Genomic DNA, 24,820 nt, shown 5'->3' with positions numbered 1-24,820 from the left:
GGAAAATCTACCTGTTACGGCCCGCCGTGACGTAAGAGTTTCCTGAGAGTCGTTACAATGGTGAAGTCCGGCTGCGCGCCGGCCAACAACCATTGACCTCTCCGCCGGATCACCACTCTGGCGTGACGCCGCACGACACCGTCACGAAAGGGCGTACGTGGCAGCCACCGATACACGTCAGACTGCTGATTCTCCATCAGAGTCAGAGCCACAATCTCCAGCCGTGGAGGCGGCCACCGTCACCGCTCCGGCAGCCAAGAAGGCTCCGGCGAAAAAGGCCCCCGCCAAGAAGGCAGCAGCAAAGAAGGCTCCGGCCAAGAAAGCTCCGGCCAAGAAGGCAGCAGCTAAGAAGGCCAGCCCCAAGAAGGCCGGCGATCCTGACGCCGAAGACGGCGATGTCGAGTTGGAAGACATCGACATCACGGACGGCGACCTTGCCGAGGTCGAGTCCGATGTCGTCGAGGTCGTAGCAGTCGGCGAAGACGAAGAGACCGCTGCAGAGCCGTCCGAGAAGGACAAGGCTTCCGGCGACTTCGTCTGGGACGAGGAAGAGTCCGAGGCTCTCCGTCAGGCACGCAAGGATGCCGAACTGACGGCGTCCGCCGACTCGGTTCGCGCCTACCTCAAGCAGATCGGCAAGGTCGCACTCCTCAACGCCGAAGAGGAAGTCGAACTGGCCAAGCGCATCGAGGCCGGCCTCTACGCCGTGCAGATCATGCAGGACCTCGCTGACAAGGGCGAGAAGTTGCCTGCGGCTCAGCGACGCGACATGAGCTGGATCTGCCGCGACGGCAACCGCGCCAAGAACCACCTCCTCGAGGCCAACCTCCGCCTGGTCGTCTCGCTGGCCAAGCGCTACACGGGCCGCGGCATGGCGTTCCTGGACCTCATCCAGGAAGGCAACCTCGGTCTGATCCGTGCAGTCGAGAAGTTCGACTACACCAAGGGTTACAAGTTCTCGACCTACGCCACGTGGTGGATCCGTCAGGCCATCACCCGCGCAATGGCCGACCAGGCTCGCACCATCCGTATCCCGGTGCACATGGTCGAGGTCATCAACAAGCTCGGCCGTATCCAGCGTGAGCTGCTCCAGGACCTGGGCCGTGAGCCCACGCCGGAAGAGCTCGCCAAGGAAATGGACATCACGCCGGAGAAGGTGCTGGAAATCCAGCAGTACGCGCGTGAGCCGATCTCTCTCGACCAGACCATCGGCGACGAGGGCGACAGCCAGCTCGGTGACTTCATCGAGGACTCCGAAGCTGTTGTCGCAGTCGATGCCGTCTCGTTCACCTTGCTGCAGGATCAGCTGCAGTCGGTACTCGAGACGCTGTCCGAGCGCGAAGCCGGCGTGGTTCGCCTCCGCTTCGGTCTCACCGACGGTCAGCCGAGGACTTTAGACGAAATCGGACAGGTCTACGGCGTCACGCGTGAGCGTATCCGCCAGATCGAATCGAAGACGATGTCGAAGCTGCGCCACCCGTCGCGTTCGCAGGTTCTGCGCGACTACCTCGACTAGTCACACCAGCTATGCACACAAGAGCCGCTCTCCGGATCGCCGGAGAGCGGCTCTTGTGCGTTTGCCGCCTCAGACCAAGAGTGTGTCCCGGAGTTGTGCGACATCGTCCTCGCTCAACTGAAGGCCGTCCCGGACGTAGTTGTCGAAGTTGCCGTACACCCGATCCACCGTGGCGAAAGACGTGTCCAGCCAAGACTGTTCGACGCCGTCGATGAACGCGCTCCCCGTGCTGGGTCCGGTGAGGTACTGATTGCTGAGCATGTAATCGGCGTTCACGTCGGTGCGACTCACGCCGAGGACGGTCAGGAGAACTGCGGTCATCCAACCGGTACGGTCCTTGCCCGCCGAGCAGTGGTAGAGGACTGCACCGTCGGTGTTCGCGACGTTCACCAGCGCGTCGTGGAATGCGCGGCTCGCCCCCGGATCGGTCACCATCAACGCGTACATCGTCGGCATGTCCACCAGCGCCGGGAGGTTGGCGGGGTTGGTTCCGATGACGTCGAACCAGTTGCTTCGCGCCCCGTTCGGAAGGCGATCCTGCGAGAGCGTTCGTTCGACGACCGTACGGAAGTCGTCGACCGATTCCACTCCGCGTTCGCTCAACGACGCGAGATCCGACGGTGTCAGCTTGTCGAGGGCATTCGAGCGAAATACCTTCCCCCACCGAACGGTCTGCCCGTCCGCGGCGACGTAGCCACCGATGTCACGCGCGTTCGACGCACCCTCGAGGTGTAGCGATCGATCCGTGGCAACCTGCGCAGCTGTGGGTCCGGCGTGGTCGAGAGCGGGAATTCCACCGGCGAGCGCCGGGACCGGTGCACACGAGATGATCAGCGCACACAGAGCGGTCGCGGCGGGACGGGCGATTCTGTTCGACATCCGGACAGAATAGGACCGCAATCAGGACTTCGTACGAACCTTGATGTACAACGAGGCGACCGGTTCGATAACTCTTGCCGCCACCGGGCCGATGACCGCCATCAGGAGCACGTAAGCAGTTGCCAATGCGGCAAGTTCGGCGTCGACGGCGCCTGCGGACACCGCGAGGCCTGCGATGATGATGGAGAACTCACCGCGGGCGATCAGAGCGGCACCGGCGCGCGCCTGACCCATTCGCGCGACACCCTGACGTCTGGCCGCCCAAGCGCCGGTTACCAGCTTCGTGATCGCCGTGACCACTGCCAGGATCGCGGCCCATCCGAGGACTGGCGGAATCGAACTGGGATCGGTGTTGAGACCGAAGACCACGAAGAACATTGCGGCGAACAGATCTCGAAGGGGCTCGAGCACGCGACTGGCATTGTGCGCCGTCGACCCCGAGATCGCGATTCCGAGGAGGAATGCGCCCACAGCCGCCGACACCTGCATCGCCGAACTGATGCCGGCGACCAACAGTGCGGCACCGAGCAGCTTGAGCAGGAGCGTCTCACTATCGGGACTGTCGAGGAGGGCGGAGACGTACCGTCCGTATCGGAGGGCCACGACAAGAACCACGGTGATGACCAACAACGAGATCCCGACCGCTTCGAGCCCGCCCATGAAGCTCACGCCCGCGAGCATCGCGGTCAGAATCGGCAGGTACAGCGCCATCGCCAGGTCTTCGAACACCAGAATCGACAGCACGACCGGTGTCTCGCGGTTACCGAGGCGCCCCAGGTCGCTGAGCACCTTGGCGATGATTCCCGAAGACGAGATGTAGGTGACGCCGGCCATGACCGTCGCCCCCACGACGCCCCAGCCGAGCATCAAGCCGACAACCGCGCCAGGGGTGGCGTTGAGGACGATGTCGACGATGCCGGCTACCCGCGAGCGTTTGAGACCGGTGACGAGCTCGGCCGCAGTGTATTCGAGCCCCAAGAGCAGCAAGAGCAGGACGATCCCGATCTCACTTGCCAGATGGGAGAACTCGCCGATGTCGCCGAGCTGGATGAAACCGCCCTGTCCGAAGCACAGGCCGCCGATCAGGTAGAACGGGATCGGCGACATGCCGACGCGAGCAGCGAGCCGTCCGAGCAGTCCGAGCGCGAAGAAGACCGCGCCGAGTTCGATCAGTGCGAGGGTGGTTGTGTCCACGCGCCAGTCAGCCGTTGGCCAAGATTTTTGCCGCTGCAGCCAAACCGTCCGGCGTTCCGACTGCCACGAGAAGGTCTCCCCCGGTGAACGTGAAGTCGGGGTTCGGAGACGGGCTCACCTGTCCTGCCCGCATGACGGCGACGATGGACACTCCGGTACGCGTGCGCATGCCGGTGTCCCCGAGGGTCTGTCCGTCGTAGCGAGAACCGTCCTTGATGTAGAGCTGTTTGGTTCGAATGCCCGGAAGGTCACGGTGCTCTTCCTCGAGCTGAGCAACGAGCTGGGGGGCCCCCAGGAGATTGCTGAGCGCTGCCGCTTCCTCGGTGGTCAGAGGCAGCGAGGCAGCACACGCGTCAGGGTCGTCTGCCTTGGAAACGATGAGGTCGGTATGACCGTCCCGATGGGTGACGACACCCACGCGACGACCGGAAGACAGAACAAAATCCTTGCGCGTCCCGATCCCCGGTAGTGGGGTGACTTCTACGTTCATATACCAACGGTAGCGCCGATCGGTGACCTGCATCGCGGGAGGGCCGTAATCCGCGGGGCACAGTTCACGACCGGCCAACCGGCGACCTACCGAACCGGCGAAAACACGCCGTTCTCGCCCGGAAAATACTCGACGACAGCGGTGACGGCTGCGACGGGAATCGGGGCGTACAGATGCGGGAATCGCATCGATTCCGGGTCCGAGGGGACACCCGGTTCGTACTTGACCTGACCGACGAGCAAGGCCGGATCGATAGCCAGAAGGACTATGTCGTCACGGCCGGCAAAGATCCGATTGGCCGGGAGATGAACTTGCGCCGGAGTCGACATGTGGACAAATCCCTCCGCCTCGAATCCGTCGGGGATACGTTCACCGAGCTGTTGTGCCCGCGCCCACTCCTCGCGCGTGCACATGTGGAGCAACTCGACGCTCTCGTCGACAAGTGGTTCGCGTCCCGGGTTCATCCGCCCAGAATATCGGGCTGAGGTCGGCGACCCGAATCAGCTGTCAGCGAACAATCTTCACCCGAGAATGCCTGCCCAGCGCATTTCCAGTGAGACACAACACTAAGAAACGCCTTCGGGAACAACCCGTAAACCCCAAACGTCTGTAAGAGTGGATCTACCGCGCCATTCCGACGCGGCGGACCAGGCCCCAGGCACGCGGCCCGAATGCCGCAAAGCCAGTACGGAGGAGTCATGCCCGGAACACTGACCAGCCCACAGTTGACCGCTGCCGACCGGTGCGACCGGTGCGGTGCCGGAGCACGCGTACGCGCCGTGCTTCCCACCGGCGGCGAGCTTCTCTTCTGCGGACACCACGCAACCGAACACGCGGATCGACTTCGCGAGATGAATGCCGTCGTCTCCGAAAGCGAACCCGCAATCTGACCTGTCAGCCGGGGGTGGCCTCTTCACGAGGCGCGCCATGAACGCCAGAACGGGCGATCACAGTGACTGTGATCGCCCGTTCTGCCGTTCCGGGGCCGCAAGCACGCGAAGCGTGCGGGACCGGTATCGGCTGCTACCAGCTGCGGAGAATCGCGATGCGTTCGGTCAGCTGATCGACAGTAGCGATGGCCGTCGGCGGACCGCCGCACACCCGGCGCAGTTCCGCGTGAATGATGCCGTGTGGTTTGCCGGTGCGGTGAACGTTCATCGCCACCAACCCGTTCAGCTCCTTGCGGAGCGCTCCGAGCTGATCTGCCGTGGCCGCTCGATCGGATACCACTGCCGCCGTGGGTTGCGGGGCGGCGGCCTTGGCCGAGTTGGCCTCGACCTGCGTCTGCTGGCGTTGACGCAGCAATGCCCGCATCTGATCGGCGTCGAGTAGGCCTGGCAGACCGAGGTAGTCGGCTTCCTCGTCACTTCCGGCGAATGTCGCGGTACCGAAGGATGATCCGTCGTAGATCACCTGGTCGAGTTCGGCATCGGCGCCCAGGGACGTGAACGCCTTCTCCTCCTCGCCCAGCTCGTCCTTCTGCTTGTTCGCATCGGCGAGCAGGTCGTCTTCGAGGCCGTCCTTCTCACGATGCGGCTTGCCGAGTACGTGATCACGCTGGGCCTCGAGCTGTGCGGCAAGGTCGAGAAGCACCGGCACCGACGGCAGGAAGACGCTGGCAGTTTCGCCCTTACGACGCGAGCGCACGAAGCGCCCGATCGCCTGAGCGAAGTACAGCGGAGTCGACGCGCTGGTCGCGTACACACCGACCGCCAGACGGGGAACGTCGACACCCTCGGACACCATGCGGACCGCGACCATCCATTTCTGGTCGCTCGCACCGAATTCGGCGATTCGCTTGGACGCGGTGGGGTCGTCGGACAGCACGACGGCCGGCTGTTCGCCGGTGATCGCTGTCAGGGCCTTCGCGTACTCGCGGGCCACTGTCTGGTCCGTCGCGATGACGAGTCCGCCGGCATCGGGCATACCGGTACTGCGCAGCTGCGCCAAACGGGTGTCTGCTGCTTGCAGCACGGCAGGAATCCAGTCGCCGGCAGGGTCCAAGGCCGTACGCCATGCCCGAGTCGTCTGCTCGGCGCTCAGCGGCTCGCCGAGTCGAGCGGTGAATTCCTCGCCGGCGTTGTTTCGCCACCGTGCCTCGCCCGAGTAGGCGAGAAACACGACGGGGCGAACCACACCGTCCTTGAGGGCATCCGAATATCCGTAGGAGTGATCGGCTTTCGAGCGGAGCAGACCTTCCTTGTCCGGCTCGTACTCGACAAAAGGAATGGCACTGTCGTCACTGCGGAACGGGGTTCCGGTCAGTGCGAGACGTCTGGTCGCGTCGCCGAAAGCCTCACGAATGGCGTCGCCCCAGCTCTTGGCGTCGCCGCCGTGGTGGATCTCGTCGAGGATGACCAGCGTCTTGCGGCCCTCGGTGCGCACACGATGCTTCGACGGGTGCGAGGCAACCTGGGCGTAGGTCAGCACGACGCCGTGATAGTCACTCGAGGTCTGGCCGGTCGAGTTGGAGAACCGCGAGTCCAATGCGAGGCCGGAGCGCTGTGCGGACTCCGCCCACTGGTGTTTGAGGTGCTCGGTCGGCGCCACGACGGTTATCTGGTCGACCGTCCGGTCACGGAGCAATTCCGAAGCTACCCGCAGAGCGAAGGTGGTCTTACCTGCTCCCGGCGTTGCGACCGCCAGAAAGTCACGCGGACTGCTGGAAAGGTACTTGGTCAGTGCACGGCGCTGCCATGCACGAAGGGAACCGGTAGGGGCGCCAGGTTGGGTTCCCGCGGATTGAGCTCCGGCGGGTTCGGGCGAATTGCCGAACTCGGCTGCCACGGTCTCAGACGTCATAGGCCGCGCCTCCACTGGAATCGCACTGTTGTCTCGCGCTCCTCGAATTTTCATCAATGTCCGGCGACGAGCCTAGCCGCCGCCACCGACGAAAGCCGCACTCGAAGCGCGTACTCATGGCCGTTCTCACTCCGGCCGGCGAGGTTTCGCTTCTCTCGCATCCTGCCGACCTGCACGCGAATTGTCTCAGAAATGTGCGACACGTCGGCGCCATGGTTGGGCAACCGGGTGTGTCGTCAGGGATGCTGGAGACATCATGAGTGAAGCGCGAGGCGAGAAGTCGAGCGGAAGTGATCTGCACCACCGCAGATGGCATCCGCTACGCCGCACCGGGCAGTTGATCGGTCGAACCCTGAGCAAGGCCTGGGACGATTCCATCTTCGGAAAGGCGGCTACGGCCGCGTTCTGGCAAACGCTGTCGCTTGCTCCCCTGCTGCTCGGCCTTCTGGGAATGATCGGCTACATCGGTGGGTGGTTCGGACCCAACACCGTCGAGATCATCGAATCCAAGATCGTCACGTTCAGCGGAACGATCTTCAGCGAAAGCGTCGTCGACCAGATCATCCGCCCGACGGTGACGGACGTCCTTCAGCGCGGACGCCCGGAGATCATCTCCGTGGGCTTCCTGCTGTCCCTGTGGGCGGGATCATCGGCGATCAGTACGTTCGTCGACTCGATCGTGGAAGCACACGGGCAGCAGGATGCCCGCAATCCCATCTGGCAGCGCATCTTCGCCCTGCTGCTCTACGTGATGTTCCTGGTGATGGCGGTGTTCATCCTGCCGCTGGTAGCTCTGGGGCCGACGCTCGTCGGGCGAGCACTGCCGGCCTCCTGGTACGTGGTCGGATCGAATCTGGTCGACACGTTCTACTACCCCGCTGTCGGTCTGCTGGTGATCATCGGCCTCACGACGCTCTACAAGGTCGCTCTGCCGAAGTCGCTGCCGTGGCATCGGCTGCTCGCGGGCGCCCTGGTCGCCGGTGTGTTCTTCATGGCCGCCAGCACCGGATTGCGCTGGTACCTGGGATTCGTCACCAGCACCGGCTACACGTACGGCGCGTTGGCAACGCCGATCGCGTTTCTGCTCTTCACGTTCTTTCTCGGTTTTGCCGTCGTCCTCGGCGCCGAGTTCAACGCGACGGTTCAGGAGTTCTGGCCCGCTCGTGCCACTCGGATGGAGCAGATGCGAGAGTGGCTTGCGGCTCAGAACACCGACGAAAAGACCGGTCCGGTCACCAACCTGACCTGGCACCTGGCCACCAGCCCCATCCGCATCTCGGGCGACAAAGCGGACCCGGCCACGGTCCCCTCGTACGGGCGGCCCCGCAGCAGACGAACCGAGAGCAGACAATCGGAGTCGCGCCAGAACTCGTGCGTCGACCAAGATCCCTGCGATGAACCGCACGCAGACGCGAAGAGCCCGGCGGTCGACTGCGTCGAGGCTGTCGATCCGCCGAGCTCCGGAAGTACTCCCGCTCGCGTGACCCGAGGTCAGTCGCCCTTACGGAGTCCTTCGTAAATCTTCTTGCAGTCCGGGCACACCGGTGATCCCGGCTTGGCGGACTTCGTCACGGGAAACACCTCACCGCACAGCGCGACGACATGGGTTCCCATGACGGCGCTCTCGGCGATCTTGTTCTTCTTCACGTAGTGGAAGAACTTCGGGGTGTCGTCGTCGGTCGTTTCGTCGGTGGAGACGTCGGGACGTTCCTTGGTTTGAGTGCTCACCCCTCCAATAATGCCGTCTCCGTCACAGCGGTGCGACCCACGGGTCGTGTGCAATTGTCGGCCGAGAGTGGAACAGTGGAGTCATGGCACGAAATGGCGCGTTCGGCAGGTCCGACGAGGCCGGGACTCCCGACAATCCCGTACTGATCACCGAAGCGCAGCAGTCCGTCGAAGAACAGCACAAAGCCCGAGTGCGCAAGTACATGATCATCATGTCCTTCCGGTTCCCGGCGTTGATCCTCGCGGCGATCGCGTACGGCATCTGGGCCAACGCCTGGATCTCGATGCTCATCATCGGTGCATCCATTCCGCTTCCCTGGATCGCCGTCCTGATCGCCAACGACCGACCACCGCGCACCAAGGACGAACCGAGTCGATACGAGGGACGAAAGAAGACCGCAGGCGAGATCGAATCCGCGACGCACCACACCATCGAAGGCTGACAAGTTCCGCCTGCGAGAATGACAGGGTGAGAAGCGAAACGCTCCTGTCCATCACCCCTGCGCTGCGTGAGGCTCTGCTTCGCAATCGATTCGACACCGGAACCATGCTCGAGGCGTTGGGTCCCGAAGTTCACGCTGCTCTCGGTCGAAGTGAGCCGGTGCCCGTGCGCCGCGCCACCCGAGAACTCGGGGACCTGGGCGTTCTCATCAGACTGTTCCTTCTCGCCGATGACTGCCCGGCGGGCGACGTCGCCGCGGCGCTGGCTCCGCTGACAATCGCGCAGTGCGTCGACGCCGGTCTGCTCGAAGGTGAGAACTTCGACAGTGAGAATCCGCTCGTGCGGGCCGCGGTGGATCTTCGCCCCATCGACGTCGGCGACGGCGATCGTTGGGTGATCTCGGATCTCGACGGCGGAATCCGTCCCAAGAAGGCCACGGCCGATCATGTGCTGGGCGTCGGGCATGCGTCACTGTCCTTGCTGCAGGCCACGCCCACCGCGAGGGTCGGCAGCGTGCTCGACCTCGGTACCGGATGCGGCATCCAAGCCCTGCACGCGAACACGTACGCCGATTCGGTCACCGCAACCGACATCAATCAACGTGCTGTCGACCTCACGGCAGCAACCATGGCCCTCAACGGACTGGACGTCGAACTCCTTCAAGGGTCCTGGTTCGAACCCGTCGAGGGTCGAACCTTCGACCAGGTGGTCGCCAATCCGCCGTTTGTCGTCGGCGAGGCACGCGTCCATCACACGTACCGCGATTCCGGCCTCGATCTCGACGGTGCGAGCGAATTGATGATCTCGCAATCGATCGACTACCTGAACCCCGGCGGCACGGCAGCTCTGTTGGCGTCCTGGGTGCACGTCGAAGGGCAGGACTGGCGGTCGCGGATCGCGTCATGGCTGCCGGCCCACGGCGTCGATGCCTGGGTGGTCCAGCGCGATGTCGCGGATCCGGCTCTGTACGTCGGTACGTGGCTCAAGGACGGCGGGCAGGATCCGCGAGATCCTGAAACGGCATCGAGAGCAAACGCCTGGCTGGATCACCTCGAAGAATCCGACGTCGAGGGCGTCGGCTTCGGTTTCGTGTTCCTTCGCCGCACCGACTCCCCCACCGACCTGATGGCCGAGGACCTCATGCACGGCTTCTCGGACCCGCTCGGGGCCGAGGCGCTCGCTTACTTCGACCGTCTTGCCTGGTTGCGTGAACACGACGTCCTCGAGGAACGCTTCGTCCTCGATCCGGACACGGCTCTCGAACGCGTCTACCTCCCCGGTGACGAGGGATGGCAACAAGTGGTCACGCGTGTGCACCGCGGCAACGGACCGCACTGGCAGCACGAGATCGACGAGCTCGGTGCTGCGCTGTTGGCCGGACTCCGAGCGGATGGACTGGTGGTCGACGAATTGATCGAACTTCTTGCCGCGGCGAACGGCGAAGACCCGGACCAGCTACGTGAGGCCGTCGTCACAATGATGGTCTCGCTGGTTCGACACGGGTTGGTGCTTCCCGTCACGAACTGAGTTCCCGGTGAGTTGCAGATTTTTGTGTTCTCAGCAACTTCTCAGGACGACTGGGAAATAACTGCAGGTCACGGCGATTTAGCGGAAATCGGCACGGGAACTTTCCCGGAACTCTCACACGTTGAACTGTGTGAGAGACCGCCGATAGGGAGGCAAGTCATGACAAGCCCCAGCACCACTACTCGCATTCGTCCGAGCGCCGCAGATCTGGACGCCCAGAGCCCGGCCGCAGACCTGGTCCGCGTCTACCTGAACGGGATCGGTCGTACCGCACTGCTGACAGCAGCAGACGAGGTCGAACTGGCGAAGCGAATCGAAGCGGGGCTGTACGCCAGCCACGTCCTTGCCACGGGAAAGCGCCTGACAGTCGCCAAGAAGAGGGATCTCGCAACGATCGTTCGCGAGGGACAGTCGGCACGTAGCCACCTCCTGGAAGCGAACCTGCGACTCGTCGTGTCGCTGGCCAAGCGCTACACCGGCCGCGGCATGCCGCTCCTCGATCTGATTCAAGAAGGCAACCTCGGACTCATCCGTGCAATGGAGAAGTTCGACTACGCCAAGGGCTTCAAGTTCTCGACGTACGCCACCTGGTGGATCCGTCAGGCAATCACCCGCGGAATGGCTGATCAGAGCCGCACCATCCGGCTCCCAGTCCACCTCGTGGAGCAGGTCAACAAGCTCGCCCGCATCAAGCGCGAACTGCACCAGCAGCTCGGGCGAGAAGCCACGGACGACGAGTTGGCCGAAGAGTCGGGCATCCCGGCGCACAAGATTGCCGACCTGCTCGACCACAGCCGCGACCCGGTAAGCCTGGACATGCCTGTGGGCAACGACGAAGAAGCGCCCTTGGGCGATTTCATCGAAGATTCCGAGGCGACCTCGGCCGAGAACGCCGTCATCGCCGGTCTGCTGCACAGCGATGTGCGCAGCGTGCTCGGGACGCTCGACGAGCGGGAGCAGCAGGTCATCCGACTTCGCTACGGTCTCGACGACGGCCAGCCCCGCACCCTCGATCAGATCGGCAAGCTCTTCGGCCTCTCGCGTGAGCGGGTTCGTCAGATCGAGCGTGAGGTCATGGGCAAGCTCCGCGTCGGCGATCGCGCCGAGAAATTGCGGTCCTACGCGAGCTGATCAAACAACACAGCACGTGCGTCAGCGCGCCACACCACTCGCGCTGACGCACCGCACAAAGCACCGGCCACCGCTACTTCCCTCCCCCTCGGGAATGTGCGGTGGCCGGTGTTGTTCACTGTGTCTACCGCAGCCGCCTGGGCCCCAGGTCGATTGCGCTCGGCTCAGGTCCGATTCGGACACGTGAATCGGTGATCTCCGCGCCGGTAGCCGAAGCGAGTACCGGCTCACAGGCCAGTTCGCGGACTTCGGGAATGTCGTCGGCCAGCGCCGAGATGCGCTGAACCAGATCAACCAACGCACCCTTGTTGACCGGAACGGCGTTGCGGTATCCGGAGAGAAGCGGCGCGGCCTTGGGCGCGTCGATCAATTCCGTAGCAGCGTCCTCGGTGAGAGGCAGTACGCGATAGGCACGGTCACCGAGGAGATCGGAGATCACACCGGCAAGCCCGAACGAGATCAGCGAACCGAACGACGGGTCGTCTTGGACACCAACCACACATCCGATGCCCTTGGTTGCCATTTTCTGCACGTGCAGCAGCGGTTCACCCGACGCGGCCGCAAGATCTCGGTAAGCGAGGCGCACCGATTCCGGTCCACTCAGATCCAGCCTGACGCCGCCCAGATCCGGTCGGTGTCGCCACATTTCGCCGGTTGCCTTGACCGCGACCGGGTAGCCGACAGCATCCGCTGCCTCTACTGCTTCGTCTTCGCTCAGGACCGAACGGAATTCGACGACGGCGACCCCGTAACACTCGAGCAGCGCCGCCGCTTCCACATCTGAAAGCCAACGGCCAGGAGAGTTTTCAAGCCAATCTGCCACCATCTTCTGGGCTCGCTCGGAGTCGATACCCACGGGGCGAACCACCTTCGACGCAGGCTTGCTGCGCCACTCCGCATATCGCCAAGCCCTCGCCAACGCCAGGGCGGCACGCTCCGGCCCCGGGTAGGACGGCACCGAACCGCGGGTCGGGTTACCGACTTCGTCACGAACCGCCAGGACGTCCGGCACACCCTCAGCTGCGAGGAACGTGGTGAGAATCGGCTTGTCCGAGCCTGCGACGGCGTCCTTGAGTGCTTTCGCGAACGGCTCGACCGGAATGGCGACCGGAGGAACGAAGACGGCAATGACGGCATCGACGTCGAACGACGCCAAAGCGTCGCGCACGGCAGTGGCGAACAGTTCCGGACTCGCCTGGGCGCCGAGGTCGACCGGGTCGCTGACCTGCAGACCTTCACTGCGGGCCGCGTCCGCAGCAAGGACACCGAGCGCGGTCGAGTTGCCGATGACCGCAAGCCGGGGGCCGGCGGGCAACGGTTGGTATCCGAAGAGCAAGGCGCAGTCGAACAATTGTGAAATGGACCCGACCTGAATGACGCCCGCCTGTTCGAAGAGGGCGCGGACGATCGAATCGTCGATCTCGACTCCGGTGGCGGCGAGCACCGGCGGAACCGCGTGCCGACCGCTCTTCACTGCGACGATCGGCTTCTTCCGCGCAACTCGACGCGCGATGCGAGAGAACTTCCGTGGGTTGCCGAAGCTCTCCAGATAGAGAAGGACCACTTCGGTGGACTGGTCGGAATCCCAGTACTGCAGAAGGTCGTTACCCGAGACGTCCGCACGGTTACCGGCGGAAACGAAGGCGGACAATCCGATTCGGCTGCGCGCGGCTTCGTCGAGAATGGCGATACCGAGCGCGCCGGACTGACAGAAGAAGCCGACGTTGCCTGCCACCGGCAAGACCGGCGCGAGCGTCGCATTCAACGAAATCGCCGGGTCGTTGTTCGCGACACCCAGCGCATTCGGGCCGATGAGGCGCATACCGTGAGCGCGCGCTGCATGGACCAGTTTGCGTTCGGACGAGCGCCCGTCCGGACCACTCTCACTGAAGCCCGACGAGACGACCACCAGCGCTTTGACGCCCTTGTCGAGGCAGTCGTCGAGTACCGAATTGATCGATTCTGCAGGTACAGCCACGACGGCGAGATCGACGTCGTCGGGGATGTCACGAACCGTCGGATATGCCCGAACGCCGTGTACCGAACGATGCTCCGCGTTGACGGGATAGACCGGTCCGGTGAATCCGCCGCGCAGCAGGTTGGTCAACACCGCGTTACCCACTTTGGCCGGGTCCGCTGATGCGCCGATCACCGCCACCGATCGCGGGCTGAGCACGTTTCCCATGCTGCGGGCCTCAGCTGCCCGCTCACGCGAATTGCGTACTGAAACAAGCGCTTCCGTCGGGTCGATCGCGAATTCGAGTCTCAGCACGCCACCGTCGAAAGAGCGGCTCACCTGATACCCCGCCTCACGGAACACCGTCACCATGTTGCGGTTCTCGGAGAGGACCTCGGCGACGAACATCGTCAGACCGTTCTCGGCCGCTGCCGCTGCCAGGTACTCGAGCAGGATCGGGCCGAGGCCGCGCCCCTGGTGTGCGTCGGCGACGACGAAGGCGACCTCGGCAGACTTTCCGTCACCGACGTCGAGCAGTCGCTCGTATCGACCCACCGCGATGATCTCGTCGCCGAGCATCATCACGAACGCCACACGGTTGTGGTGGTCGACCGTCGTGAAGTTCTTGACGTCGCGCGCCGACATCGTGGGGTACGGGCCGAAGTAGCGCAGATACCGGGTGCGCTCGGAGAGTTTGCCGTGGAATTCGACGAGCTTGTCCGCGTCTTCGGGAACGATGGGTCGCAACGCCACCGCTCCGCCGTCGGAGGCGAGAACATCGACTACCCAGGAATGGGGATAGGTGTGAGCGGGGTCGGTCTTCGGCGCCTGGCCGCTCGCCTCGCCGCCGACAGCTTCGGTATCGGACTGTTCAGTCACGGGGATCCTCCGGGTCGAGTCCGAGTAGCGGGAACGAAGCGCGACGTGTCGCGATGATCGCCGAGTCGATACGGGTGAGTGCACGGTCCACCGAGGCGACACCTGTCTCCGGTGTACCACCCGGGCCGTCCCACGGCGTGTAGGCGACATCGCCGCCGTCCCCCATGGTCGGCGGGAGGTCGACGCTCGGCGCTCGCAGCTTCGTCGATTCCTTCCAGTCTTCCGGGACAGCGGTGTCGACGTCGATCTCGCGATCGAGCGCTGCAGCGATCAAGTGAGTCCATGCCCTCGGCACGACGCGCACCAGTCCGTATCCCCCGCCTCCGACTGCCAGCCACCGCCCCTCGGAGTAGCGGTCGGCGAGGTCACGCATCGCCAGGAACGCGGCGCGCTGACCGTCGACGGTGAGGGCGAGATCCGCGAGCGGGTCCTCGCGGTGCGAGTCGACTCCGCACTGGCTGATGATGATCTGCGGGCGGAAGGCTGCAATGGCTCCCGGGACGACGGCGTGAAATGCACGCAGCCACAACGCGTCGACGGTTCCGGGCAGCACCGGGATGTTCACCGCCGTACCTTCGGCGGCCCCGTCGCCGACCTCGCTCGACCATCCGGTGTTCGGCCACAAGGTTGCCGGGTGCTGATGCAGCGAGACCGTGAGCACCCGCGGGTCCCCGAGGAACGCATGTTGCACTCCGTCGCCGTGGTGAGCGTCGACGTCGATGTAGGCGATGCGGTCGTAGCCGTTGTCGAGCAGCCACGAAATCGCAACCGCCGCATCGTTGTAGACGCAGAATCCAGAGGCCCAATCCGCCATCGCGTGGTGCATGCCGCCGCCGATGCTGACCGCGCGCCTCGTACGTCCCGAAGCGATTTCCTGCGCTGCGGCCAGCGAGCCGCCGGCGAGGATCGCACTGGCTTCGTGCATGTGCGGGAAGACCGGGTTGTCCTCGGTACCGAGCCCGTGGGGAACATCCTGGCCGCTCACACCGTTGTTCGCAGAGTTACCCGCGTCTTTGACCGCTGCAAGATATGCCGGTGTGTGGATTCTGAGGAGGTCGGCATCGGACGCGGCACTCGGTTCGAGAAATTCGATGCCCTCGAGAAGTCCGAGGCTTCGCGAGAGTGCCATCGTGAGATCGAGGCGAGTGGGATTCATCGGGTGATCGGCGCTCCACCGATAGCTCAGGTACTCCGGACTCCACACCACGACTCGATTCGCTCGAGACGCCGCGGGGTCCCCGTCAGATCTGATCGACGCGGTCATGGGATCACGCTACTTCCTTCTCGTTTCGTGCTGCACACCACACTCGTGGCCCGCTTCGGAGACCGAGATCGAGTGACACGAATCCAATTCGGACACGCGCTGGACTCGCCGCGGTGGAGGCGGCACCGGAACCACGAACTGAACGGTAGAATGATCAACTGACGAAGGGGTTGAGTGTGAAGGATCTAGTCGACACCACGGAGATGTATCTCCGGACGATCTACGACTTGGAAGAAGAGGGCGTAGTCCCACTCCGGGCGCGGATCGCCGAACGGCTCGAACAGAGCGGACCCACCGTCAGCCAGACTGTTGCGCGTATGGAGCGTGACGGCTTGCTGATGGTCGCCGGCGATCGACATCTGGAACTCACCGACAAGGGTCGCGATCTCGCGATCTCTGTCATGCGTAAGCACCGGTTGGCAGAGCGCCTGCTGGTGGACGTCATCGGTCTCAAATGGGAAGACGTACATGCCGAGGCATGCCGTTGGGAGCACGTGATGAGCGAGGAGGTCGAGCGTCGGCTCGTCGTCGTTCTGAACAACCCCACGACGTCGCCCTACGGCAACCCGATTCCGGGCTTGGACCAGTTGGGACTCGACGGCCCGGTTGCCACCACCGAAACATTGGTGCGCCTGACCGATATTCCGCACGGCGCACAGACAGCTGTGGTCGTTCGGCGACTGGCCGAGCACGTGCAGTCCGATCCCGAGGTGATCGCGCAGCTGCGTGACGCCGGCGTCGTTCCCGACGCCAGGGTGACGGTCGAAACCCGTCCGGGCTCGGTGACGATCATCGTGCCGGGTCACAGCGGGTTCGACCTGTCCGAGGAAATGGCTCACGCCGTTCAGGTCAAGCAGGTCTGAGGAAGTAGATGAAACTCCTGGTCACCGGCGGCGCCGGTTACGTCGGCAGTGTGTGCAGCACTGTGTTGCTCGAGCGTGGACACGAGGTTGTCGTCATCGACGACCTCTCCACCGGAAATGCCGACGCGGTGCCTGCCGGTGCCGAGTTCATCGAAGGAGACGTGGGAGCGCTTGCTGCCGACGTCCTCGGCAGTGCGGGTTCACCGGTTTTCGACGGTGTGCTTCACTTCGCGGCGCAGTCGCTGGTCGGCGAATCGGTGCTGCACCCCGAAAAGTACTGGCGCGGAAACGTCGTCACGACCATCGAATTGCTCGAGGCGATCCGTGTCTCCGGTACTCCGCGCCTCGTGTTCTCGTCCACCGCCGCAACGTACGGCGAACCGGAGCAGTCCCCGATCGTGGAGACCGCTCCGACCCGCCCCACCAATCCGTACGGCGCGACCAAGCTCGCGATCGATCATGCGATCACCTCGTACTCGATCGCCCACGGCCTCGGTGCGACGAGCTTGCGCTACTTCAACGTCGCGGGCGCGTACAAGTCCGCCGGTGAGAACCGGGTGATCGAAACCCACCTGATTCCGCTCGTCCTTCAGGTCGCACTCGAGCAGCGGGACAAGATCTCGGTCTTCGGAACCGACTGGCCCACGCCGGACGGAACCGCGGTACGCGACTACATCCACGTGCTGGACCTCGCCGAAGCACATCTACTGGCGCTCGAATCCTCGGTTTCCGGCGAGCACCGCATCTACAACCTCGGAAGCGGTGCCGGCTTCAGCGTGCGCGAGGTGATCGCCGCCTGTGCGCGGGTCACCGGCCTGCCGATCAACGTCGAGGACGCGTCACGACGGCTGGGTGATCCGGCAGTACTGATCGCATCGAGCGACAAGGCGATTGCCGAGCTCGGTTGGACGCCCACGCGTACCGATCTCGACGTCATCGTCGCCGACGCATGGCAGTTCCTCCAGGATCTGGGCGACCGCTCACACGCTGCTCGCTAGCTTCCATTCGGCAGTGCCGGCGGCAAGCCGGTGATTCCGAGCGATTCCCCGATGGACAATCCGACGGCCGCGAGGTCACGGATTCCGTCGGGGCGCATACCGGATTGCAGCGATAGATCCAGCAATCCCGCCAAGGTGTGTTCCGAATCGGCCGACAGCGCGGCCGACAGCGCAACACCTGCCAGAGGTCCGTCGCCACGCACGTATGCAAAGAAGCCGAGAAGTGTTGCCGGCCAAGCTCGTTCGGGAAACGGGACTTCATGGGTGAGCACGAGCCACAATTGCTCAGCATGTGCCGCAACGGACGTGATCGCCAATCCCAGCACCACGTCGCGCACGCGTACGTCCGTCAATGCGACCACCAGATCGGCGCATTCCTGCGGGTCAGGGCGGTGAGCGCCTGCCTCGACACGGCGGACGTGTTCCAACACCAGATCGATCCGGCACTGAACTGCGGTTTCACCGCTCGGTCCCCCACTGTGCGCGCTCGACTCTCGTCGGCTCGCGATCAGTCGGGCAATCGTGTCGTGATTGCGAGCGGCGCCGTGTACCCACCGGACCAGTTCCTCACGCGAACGGCGAATGACCCTCCCGCCCAACACCTGTGCTGCTGCAACCGACGAAGATGCCGGGTCTGGCAGGGTGCCGCGGTGAATCGAACGCATGACGCTCGTCCACGGCTGGCCAGATTCTATTGCGGCCGTGCACAATACGTCGGCCAGCTCGACGCAGGTTCCGCCGAGCATGTCTTCGAATACCTCGGCCAGCTCGATGGTTTCATCGATCAGAGTTTCAGCTGCCGAGCAATCGGTGATCACCACGAGAACGACCGCACGCGCGCCTTCCCCGTCACAGACGGCGGCGAACTGGCGCAGCGCCGCGCTCATCTGCCTCGCGGGCTTTCCCCTGACACTGGGAAAGTAGTCGTGCCGCATCACTGGTCCGAGCGTCGAGGCGGAGGCGCCCATCAGAGACAGCGCAACCACAGAGTTGGACGGATGGAAGCCCAGGAGTGCGGGTATTGCCGCGATCAATTCGCCTGGATCGGAGACGCGTTCGACGCATCCGAGAAGGGCGGCAAGGTCGTCGTCGGAGAATTCGAATTCTCCCGGAAGAGGTGATGTCGTCATGCACACACCGTCGCTGATCACCCTGACCCGGCCGTCTGCTCGACCAGGGAAAACAGCTGCGTCCAAGTCGTCTGTGGATTACCGCATTTGTTGGGGACCAAGTACCGCGCCGCACCGAGCAGTTCCGCTACTTGTCGGACCTGTGTGCTGCGAAATCACTTGCCTGCTTTGACCTTCTGTACGGCTGCGGTGAACGCTTGATCCAGCGGTGCCGTCGAGGGCGTCGCAGAACCGAACGTCATCAGTGTTGTCGCCACCCGTATGTCGCCGACCTGAGCGATCAAGGTCAGCATCGTCTGATCACCGGCTGTGGCCTTGGGGGACACGACAGTGCGGCGAAGTGACATCGTCTTGTCGGCATCGATCGGCGACGGCGGAAGAATTTCCGTCGTCACTGTCGTAGTGACGCCGTTCGCAGTGACAGTCATGGACGGGCACTGCCGAGTCTGCGCTTCCAACTCGTCCAGTGGTGCATCGACCTTCGTGAGTTCGACCGAAATCGTTGCCCTCGTCGCATTGTCGGTCCCGACCGCCATCACGGTCCCGTTCGGACCGTAATCCTGTTCCGGTGGCTCACATTCGGACGGATCGACGGTGGCACCGCGCGGGACGCCGACTAGATCCGGCGCTGCCATCGGAACGGCTTGCGGGGGCAGCACAACAGCGCCGAAGGGCTCGGGGAATTCCTCGGGAGTCAGCAGCAGTTCGGACAGCGGTGCCGCCGTTTTCGGAGAGGTGGATTTCGGCGTCGAGGATTTGGGTGCAGCCGTCGTACTCGGCGCCGCCGTGCCGCTGTCGGTCGCACCGGCAGTCGCCGGCGCGGAGTCCGGAACGGGTGCTCCTTGGACCGACCCGGAGCAGCCCGCGAGTAGTGCAACGGCGGCCACCGCAGCAAGTGAGCATGCGGCCACTCGCCTGGACGATCGTGGACACACCCGCATGTAAGCCTCCGCACTCGACCGATACCGACAATCGACCAATCCATTTCGGACAAATCGGCCGTGCCGACCTTGTGTTCCACTCTGCCATGTCCGAAGCCGCGCACCCGACATCTAGCGAACGCCCAGGCCAAGTGTCGAAAGATACCGCTCAGCTTCGCTCTCGGCGAACGCCCGTCTCGTCGGATCGGGAATGATCGGTCACCGACTCGGTGTTCTTATCGATGAACGTCTGATCCAGTGCTGTCGGGCACCTGACTCCGATGCTGTCGCGCGTGCGCCGATAGTGGACACTTGAGATCAAGACCGAAGAGCGAAGGGGACTGCGATGGACGAACAGTCGAGGATGTACGAGCTGGAATTTCCGGCGCCCCAGTTGGCGGCTGCCGACGGCCAGGGACCGATCCTGATTCACGGACTCGAGGGTTACTCCGACGCCGGTCACGCCGTGAAATTGGCGACGACGCATCTGCGCGAAAGCCTCGAGACCGAGCTTGTCGCGTCGTTTGCTGTCGACGAGCTGATCGACTACCGCTCGCGTCGACCGACGATGACGTTCAAGGCCGATCATTTCTCCGATTACGACGCTCCGGCGCTCAATCTGTACGCACTGCGCGATACGGCCGGCACGCCGTTCCTGCTGCTTGCCGGGATGGAACCGGACCTCAAGTGGGAGCGGTTCACCACAGCTGTTCGACTGTTGTCCGAACAGTTGGGAGTGCGTCGAACCATCGGGCTCAACGCGATTCCGATGGCAATCCCGCACACCCGACCGCTCGGTGTGACAGCACATTCGACCAACAAGGACCTGATCCAGGACCATCAGCGTTGGTCAGGTGAACTGCAGGTTCCCGGCAGCGCATCATCACTGCTCGAGCTTCGTATGTCTCAGCACGGGCACGAGGCGATGGGCTTTTCGGTGCATGTCCCCCACTACCTCGCGCAAACGGACTACCCGGGCGCCGCAGAAACTTTGCTCGAAAACGTTTCCGAGGTTTCGGATCTGGAGTTGCCCTTGGTGGCACTGGGTGAGGCCGCGGCGCGCGTTCGGGAACAGGTTAACGAGCACATAGCCGGGAACGAAGAAGTTCAGACTGTAGTCCACGCTTTGGAGCGTCAATACGACACTTTTGTCGCCGCTCAGGAACAACAGTCGTCCCTTCTGGCCGGCGAGGCCGACCTTCCCAGCGGTGACGAGATCGGCGCAGAGTTCGAAAAGTTCCTGGCCGAACAGGCAGGAAATGACGACTTCGGCTCAGCTGGAGACCTCGATCGAGGCGACAACTGACGAAAATGTGACGGGCGGGGCGCATAATTCGACATTGTGCGCATTCCGCAACCCCTCCGTTACCTGGGCTGTTGTTCAGGACACATCCGTCGGATAGCCTCAAACTCTGTGTGATTTTCGTTGACGGCTCAACAACTGGAGCAGACAGTCAACGTGGTCACACGCCGAGCCAGGAGGCGACATGAGCAGACCACGGAACCGTCAGCTCCGACCGGTCCCCGACGAGGAACCGCGGATGATGTTCCGGACGATTCACGGCTACCGACGCGCATTTCGGATAGCCGGCGAGGGTCCGGCAGTACTGCTCCTGCACGGAATCGGCGACAACTCGTCGACGTGGACCGAGATCATTCCCCACCTCGCCAAGAAGTACACGGTCATCGCACCTGACCTGTTGGGTCACGGCCGTTCCGACAAGCCACGCGCGGATTACTCGGTAGCCGCGTACGCCAACGGCATGCGGGATCTTCTGTCGACGCTCGGCATCGAGCACGTCACCGTCATCGGGCACTCGCTCGGCGGCGGCGTAGCGATGCAGTTCTCCTACCAATTCCCACACATGGTGGATCGCCTCGTGCTGGTCTCGGCCGGTGGCGTCACCAAGGACGTCCATCCGCTGCTGCGCCTCATGTCCGTTCCGGTGGTCAACGAGGTGGTAAAGCTGCTCCGGATACCTGGTGCGATGCCGCTCGTCCGGATGGCCGGGAACCTTGCCGGCGTAGTTCACGGTTCAAATCTGCGTCCCGGCACCATGTTGCATGACACACCGGACCTGATTCGCGTGCTCGCTGATCTCCCCGACCCCACTGCCTACGAGGCCTACCTTCGTACGCTGCGGGCCGTCGTGGACTGGCGCGGACAGGTCGTCACGATGCTCGACCGCTGTTATCTGACCGAGAATCTGCCGGTTCAACTGATCTGGGGCGACGACGACTCCGTCATTCCCGTCTCCCACGCTCATCTCGCGCACGCGGCGATGCCGAACTCACGCCTCGAAGTCTTCCGCGGCTCGGGCCACTTCCCGTTCCGCGACGATCCGATGCGTTTCCTGCAGATCGTCGAAGATTTTCTTTCCAGCACCGCACCACTCGTCTTCGACGAGGCTCGCTGGCGCCACATGCTGATCTCCGGGGTCGGCGAGAACACCATCACCGGAACGTCGTCCACCCGCATGGCGGTGCTCGACGCCATGGGCTCGGACGAGCGAAGCGCAACCTGATCCACGGTTGCGGCTAGCCTGTACGAGTGCTGCTGACGGAACTTCTCCCCGACAACGCGGATCCTGATTCCGTTTTCGACGCCTTCTCTTCGTGGACCATCGAACGAGGTTTGACGCTCTACCCGGCCCAAGAAGAGGCCGTCATGGAGTTGGTCTCGGGTGCAAACGTGATCCTTGCGACGCCGACCGGGTCAGGCAAATCGATGGTGGCGATCGGCGCGCATTTCTATGCGATGTCGCTCGGCAAGCGCACGTACTACACAGCGCCGATCAAGGCCTTGGTGAGCGAGAAGTTCTTTGCACTGTGTGAGGTCTTCGGTGCCGAGAACGTCGGCATGATGACCGGCGACGCCGCCGTGAACTCGTCGGCGCCGATCATTTGTGCGACGGCCGAAATCGTCGCGAATCTTGCACTGCGCGAGGGCCCGAACTCCGATATCGGCCAGGTCGTGATGGACGAGTTCCACTTCTACTCCGAACCCGATCGAGGTTGGGCGTGGCAGGTTCCGCTCATCGAGTTGCCGCACGCCCAGTTCCTGTTGATGTCGGCAACTCTCGGTGAGGTCGACTTCTTCTCCGAAGATCTGACGCGGCGTACCGGGAAACCCACCACCGTCGTCTCCGGCACAGAACGCCCCGTGCCTTTGATGTTCTCCTACGCGACCACGCCGGTCGGCGAAACCATCGAAGATCTGGTGACCACCAACCAGTCCCCCGTCTACATCGTGCATTTCACGCAGGCCGCCGCGCTCGAACGCGCCCAGGCATTGACGAGCGTCAACTTCTGTTCCAAAGAAGAGAAGGAAGCGATCGCCGAGGCGCTGGGTGGTTTCCGCTTCACCACCGGGTTCGGAAAAACACTCTCCCGCCTGGTCCGGCACGGCATCGGCGTTCACCATGCGGGCATGCTGCCCAAGTACCGACGGCTCATCGAAGTTCTCGCACAGGACGGGCTTCTCAAGGTGATCTGCGGTACCGACACCCTCGGCGTCGGCATCAACGTCCCGATCCGCACGGTGCTGCTCACGGGTCTGGCCAAGTACGACGGCGTCCGCACTCGGCATCTGAAAGCCCGCGAGTTCCATCAGATCGCCGGCCGCGCGGGTCGTGCAGGCTACGACACGATGGGCACCGTCGTCGTCCAGGCACCGGAACACGAAGTAGAGAATCTGCGGGCAGTCGCCAAGGCCGGCGACGATCCGAAGAAGATCAAGAAGATTCAACGCAAGAAGGCTCCCGAGGGGTTTGTGTCCTGGAGCGAAGCGACGTTCGATCGCTTGGTCGCCGCCTCGCCCGAGCCGTTGGTGTCGCGATTCTCGGTCAGCAACTCGATGCTGCTCAATGTCATTGCCCGCCCGGGTAACTGCTTCGACGCGATGCGGCACCTGTTGGAGGACAACCACGAATCGCGTCCGGCGCAGCGCAAGCACATCCTCAAAGCGATCTCGCTGTATCGCGGATTGCTCAGCGCCGGCATCGTGGAACGCCTCGACGAACCCGACGAGTACGGCCGCATGGCTCGGTTGACGATGGACCTGCAACGCGACTTCGCCTTGAACCAGCCACTCTCACCGTTCGCCTTGGCGGCATTCGAACTTCTCGACGTCGAATCCGACAGTTACGCACTCGATGTCGTCTCGATCATCGAGTCGACGCTCGACGATCCGCGTCAGGTTCTGATGGCGCAGCAGCACTTCGCTCGTGGCGAAGCGGTTGCGCAGATGAAGGCCGACGGCATCGAGTACGAGGAGCGCATGGAACTCCTCGAAGAGGTTACGTGGCCGAAACCGTTGTCGGACTTGCTGTTCCCGGCTTTCGAAATGTACCGGGGTGGCCACCCGTGGATCACCGAGTTCGCCCTCTCCCCCAAGTCCGTGGTGCGCGACATGATCGAACGCGCCATGACGTTTGCCGAGTTGATCAGCCATTACGGACTCACCCGGTCCGAGGGCCTCGTCCTGCGCTACCTCGCCGACGCCTACCGCGCGCTGCGACAGACCGTCCCGACGGAAGCGCGCACCGAGGAACTCGAAGACATCATCGAGTGGTTGGGTGAGCTGATCCGTCAGGTCGACTCGAGCCTGCTCGACGAATGGGAGTCACTCACCGACCCCGGAGCCGAGGCAGACACGGAAGAGGTTGCGTTCGGCGCCGACATTCCCCGTCCCATCTCGGCGAACCCGCGCGCATTCCGCGTCATGGTGCGCAATGCGATGTTCCGACGCATCGACCTCGCGTCGCGTCGGCAGTGGAATGAGCTGGAAAACCTCGAGGACGGTATCGACGCCGCCGAGTGGGAGGAGCAACTACTCCCGTACTTCGAGGAGTACGCAACAATCGGAACCGGGCCATCGGCGCGCGGGCCGGCGCTCTTCCAGGTCACCGAAGAGGGTGAGTTCTGGCGGGTGCGGCAGGTGCTCGAGGATCCGGAGGGCGATCACGGATGGGCACTGCTTGCCGTCGTCGACATCCCGGAATCGGATGCCGCGGGTGAAATCGTGTTCGACGAGCTGAGCGTCGTAGAAGGCTAGCGCCTGTGCGCCTTTTTGGTAGTCATCGCTACCAAAAAGGCGCA

Annotated in this window: 21 protein-coding genes; 11 read left to right on the top strand and 10 right to left on the bottom strand. The window is 63.5% G+C overall.

Annotated elements, in window-relative coordinates:
- Positions 1-91 precede the first annotated feature (91 nt).
- Complete coding sequence (locus tag A0W34_RS13405) at positions 92-1,516, top strand: RNA polymerase sigma factor (RefSeq protein ID WP_370333980.1); 1,425 nt, start codon at positions 92-94, stop codon at positions 1,514-1,516.
- Between the two features lie 69 nt (positions 1,517-1,585).
- Here the strand turns inward: A0W34_RS13405 and A0W34_RS13400 are convergent, their stop codons facing one another.
- The 4 genes from A0W34_RS13400 to A0W34_RS13385 all read right to left on the bottom strand — a co-directional run bounded on the left by A0W34_RS13400 (position 1,586) and on the right by A0W34_RS13385 (position 4,543).
- On the bottom strand, positions 1,586-2,395 hold the full coding sequence (locus tag A0W34_RS13400; protein ID WP_047269342.1) for a tyrosine-protein phosphatase: 810 nt from the start codon (positions 2,393-2,395) through the stop codon (positions 1,586-1,588).
- 21 nt (positions 2,396-2,416) lie between these two features.
- Complete coding sequence (locus tag A0W34_RS13395) at positions 2,417-3,589, bottom strand: cation:proton antiporter (RefSeq protein WP_003942634.1); 1,173 nt, start codon at positions 3,587-3,589, stop codon at positions 2,417-2,419.
- Positions 3,590-3,596: 7 nt separating this feature from the next.
- Positions 3,597-4,079, bottom strand: a complete 483-nt coding sequence (locus A0W34_RS13390) for a cation:proton antiporter regulatory subunit (protein WP_021344116.1) — start codon at positions 4,077-4,079, stop codon at positions 3,597-3,599.
- 86 nt (positions 4,080-4,165) lie between these two features.
- A complete protein-coding gene (locus A0W34_RS13385; protein ID WP_064112866.1) occupies positions 4,166-4,543 on the bottom strand; it encodes a DUF952 domain-containing protein in 378 nt (125 codons plus the stop codon).
- Between the two features lie 234 nt (positions 4,544-4,777).
- On the opposite strand from A0W34_RS13385, the gene A0W34_RS13380 reads away from it, so the two are divergent.
- On the top strand, positions 4,778-4,969 hold the full coding sequence (locus A0W34_RS13380) for a DUF7455 domain-containing protein (protein WP_003942643.1): 192 nt from the start codon (positions 4,778-4,780) through the stop codon (positions 4,967-4,969).
- A gap of 133 nt (positions 4,970-5,102) precedes the next feature.
- On the opposite strand, the gene A0W34_RS13375 is transcribed toward A0W34_RS13380, so the two are convergent.
- Positions 5,103-6,881 carry a DEAD/DEAH box helicase gene (locus A0W34_RS13375; protein WP_020907558.1) on the bottom strand — a complete coding sequence of 593 codons (1,779 nt, stop codon included), beginning with the start codon at positions 6,879-6,881 and terminating at the stop codon, positions 5,103-5,105.
- A gap of 256 nt (positions 6,882-7,137) precedes the next feature.
- Between A0W34_RS13375 and A0W34_RS13365 the strand changes: the two genes are divergently transcribed.
- Complete coding sequence (locus tag A0W34_RS13365) at positions 7,138-8,400, top strand: YihY/virulence factor BrkB family protein (RefSeq protein WP_081557793.1); 1,263 nt, start codon at positions 7,138-7,140, stop codon at positions 8,398-8,400.
- On the opposite strand, the gene A0W34_RS13360 is transcribed toward A0W34_RS13365, so the two are convergent.
- A complete protein-coding gene (locus A0W34_RS13360) occupies positions 8,373-8,609 on the bottom strand; it encodes a DUF3039 domain-containing protein (protein WP_003942602.1) in 237 nt (78 codons plus the stop codon). The two genes, A0W34_RS13365 and A0W34_RS13360, sit on opposite strands and share 28 nt — an antisense overlap.
- An 83-nt stretch (positions 8,610-8,692) precedes the next feature.
- On the opposite strand from A0W34_RS13360, the gene A0W34_RS13355 reads away from it, so the two are divergent.
- The 3 genes from A0W34_RS13355 to A0W34_RS13345 all read left to right on the top strand — a co-directional run bounded on the left by A0W34_RS13355 (position 8,693) and on the right by A0W34_RS13345 (position 11,709).
- Complete coding sequence (locus tag A0W34_RS13355) at positions 8,693-9,052, top strand: DUF3099 domain-containing protein (protein ID WP_081557792.1); 360 nt, start codon at positions 8,693-8,695, stop codon at positions 9,050-9,052.
- Between the two features lie 26 nt (positions 9,053-9,078).
- The gene (locus A0W34_RS13350; protein WP_054188517.1) at positions 9,079-10,578 is read left to right on the top strand and encodes a DUF7782 domain-containing protein; all 1,500 of its coding nucleotides are present in this window, start codon (positions 9,079-9,081) and stop codon (positions 10,576-10,578) included.
- Positions 10,579-10,737: 159 nt separating this feature from the next.
- Positions 10,738-11,709, top strand: a complete 972-nt coding sequence (locus tag A0W34_RS13345) for a sigma-70 family RNA polymerase sigma factor (RefSeq protein WP_003942639.1) — start codon at positions 10,738-10,740, stop codon at positions 11,707-11,709.
- Positions 11,710-11,833: 124 nt separating this feature from the next.
- On the opposite strand, the gene A0W34_RS13340 is transcribed toward A0W34_RS13345, so the two are convergent.
- On the bottom strand, positions 11,834-14,545 hold the full coding sequence (locus tag A0W34_RS13340) for a bifunctional acetate--CoA ligase family protein/GNAT family N-acetyltransferase (RefSeq protein WP_063316509.1): 2,712 nt from the start codon (positions 14,543-14,545) through the stop codon (positions 11,834-11,836).
- Positions 14,538-15,809, bottom strand: coding sequence for an acetoin utilization protein AcuC (locus A0W34_RS13335; RefSeq protein WP_003942159.1), 1,272 nt, complete (start codon positions 15,807-15,809; stop codon positions 14,538-14,540). Before A0W34_RS13335 ends, A0W34_RS13340 begins: the two co-directional genes overlap by 8 nt.
- Before the next feature lie 176 nt (positions 15,810-15,985).
- On the opposite strand from A0W34_RS13335, the gene A0W34_RS13330 reads away from it, so the two are divergent.
- Both A0W34_RS13330 and galE read left to right on the top strand, forming a co-directional pair.
- On the top strand, positions 15,986-16,672 hold the full coding sequence (locus A0W34_RS13330) for a metal-dependent transcriptional regulator (protein WP_003942150.1): 687 nt from the start codon (positions 15,986-15,988) through the stop codon (positions 16,670-16,672).
- Positions 16,673-16,680: 8 nt separating this feature from the next.
- Entirely contained in the window at positions 16,681-17,670 is a 990-nt protein-coding gene (gene galE, locus A0W34_RS13325; protein WP_058038712.1) for a UDP-glucose 4-epimerase GalE, read from the top strand.
- Here galE and A0W34_RS13320 read toward each other — a convergent pair.
- On the bottom strand, positions 17,667-18,800 hold the full coding sequence (locus tag A0W34_RS13320; RefSeq protein WP_198035695.1) for a DUF4192 domain-containing protein: 1,134 nt from the start codon (positions 18,798-18,800) through the stop codon (positions 17,667-17,669). The two genes, galE and A0W34_RS13320, sit on opposite strands and share 4 nt — an antisense overlap.
- Before the next feature lie 155 nt (positions 18,801-18,955).
- Positions 18,956-19,711, bottom strand: a complete 756-nt coding sequence (locus tag A0W34_RS13315; protein WP_081557790.1) for a sensor domain-containing protein — start codon at positions 19,709-19,711, stop codon at positions 18,956-18,958.
- Positions 19,712-20,066: 355 nt separating this feature from the next.
- On the opposite strand from A0W34_RS13315, the gene A0W34_RS13310 reads away from it, so the two are divergent.
- From A0W34_RS13310 to A0W34_RS13300, 3 genes are all read left to right on the top strand, one after another.
- The gene (locus tag A0W34_RS13310; protein WP_003942198.1) at positions 20,067-21,026 is read left to right on the top strand and encodes a proteasome assembly chaperone family protein; all 960 of its coding nucleotides are present in this window, start codon (positions 20,067-20,069) and stop codon (positions 21,024-21,026) included.
- 181 nt (positions 21,027-21,207) lie between these two features.
- Positions 21,208-22,245 (top strand): alpha/beta fold hydrolase, encoded by a 1,038-nt coding sequence (locus A0W34_RS13305; RefSeq protein WP_007732813.1) that lies wholly within the window; start codon positions 21,208-21,210, stop codon positions 22,243-22,245.
- Positions 22,246-22,271: 26 nt separating this feature from the next.
- The gene (locus tag A0W34_RS13300) at positions 22,272-24,776 is read left to right on the top strand and encodes a DEAD/DEAH box helicase (protein ID WP_003942173.1); all 2,505 of its coding nucleotides are present in this window, start codon (positions 22,272-22,274) and stop codon (positions 24,774-24,776) included.
- Positions 24,777-24,820: the final 44 nt, after the last annotated feature.

It is taken from the genome of Rhodococcus sp. BH4, assembly GCF_002079265.1.
Classification (GTDB): domain Bacteria; phylum Actinomycetota; class Actinomycetes; order Mycobacteriales; family Mycobacteriaceae; genus Rhodococcus_F; species Rhodococcus_F qingshengii.
This window is presented reverse-complemented; position numbering and strand designations above follow the sequence as displayed.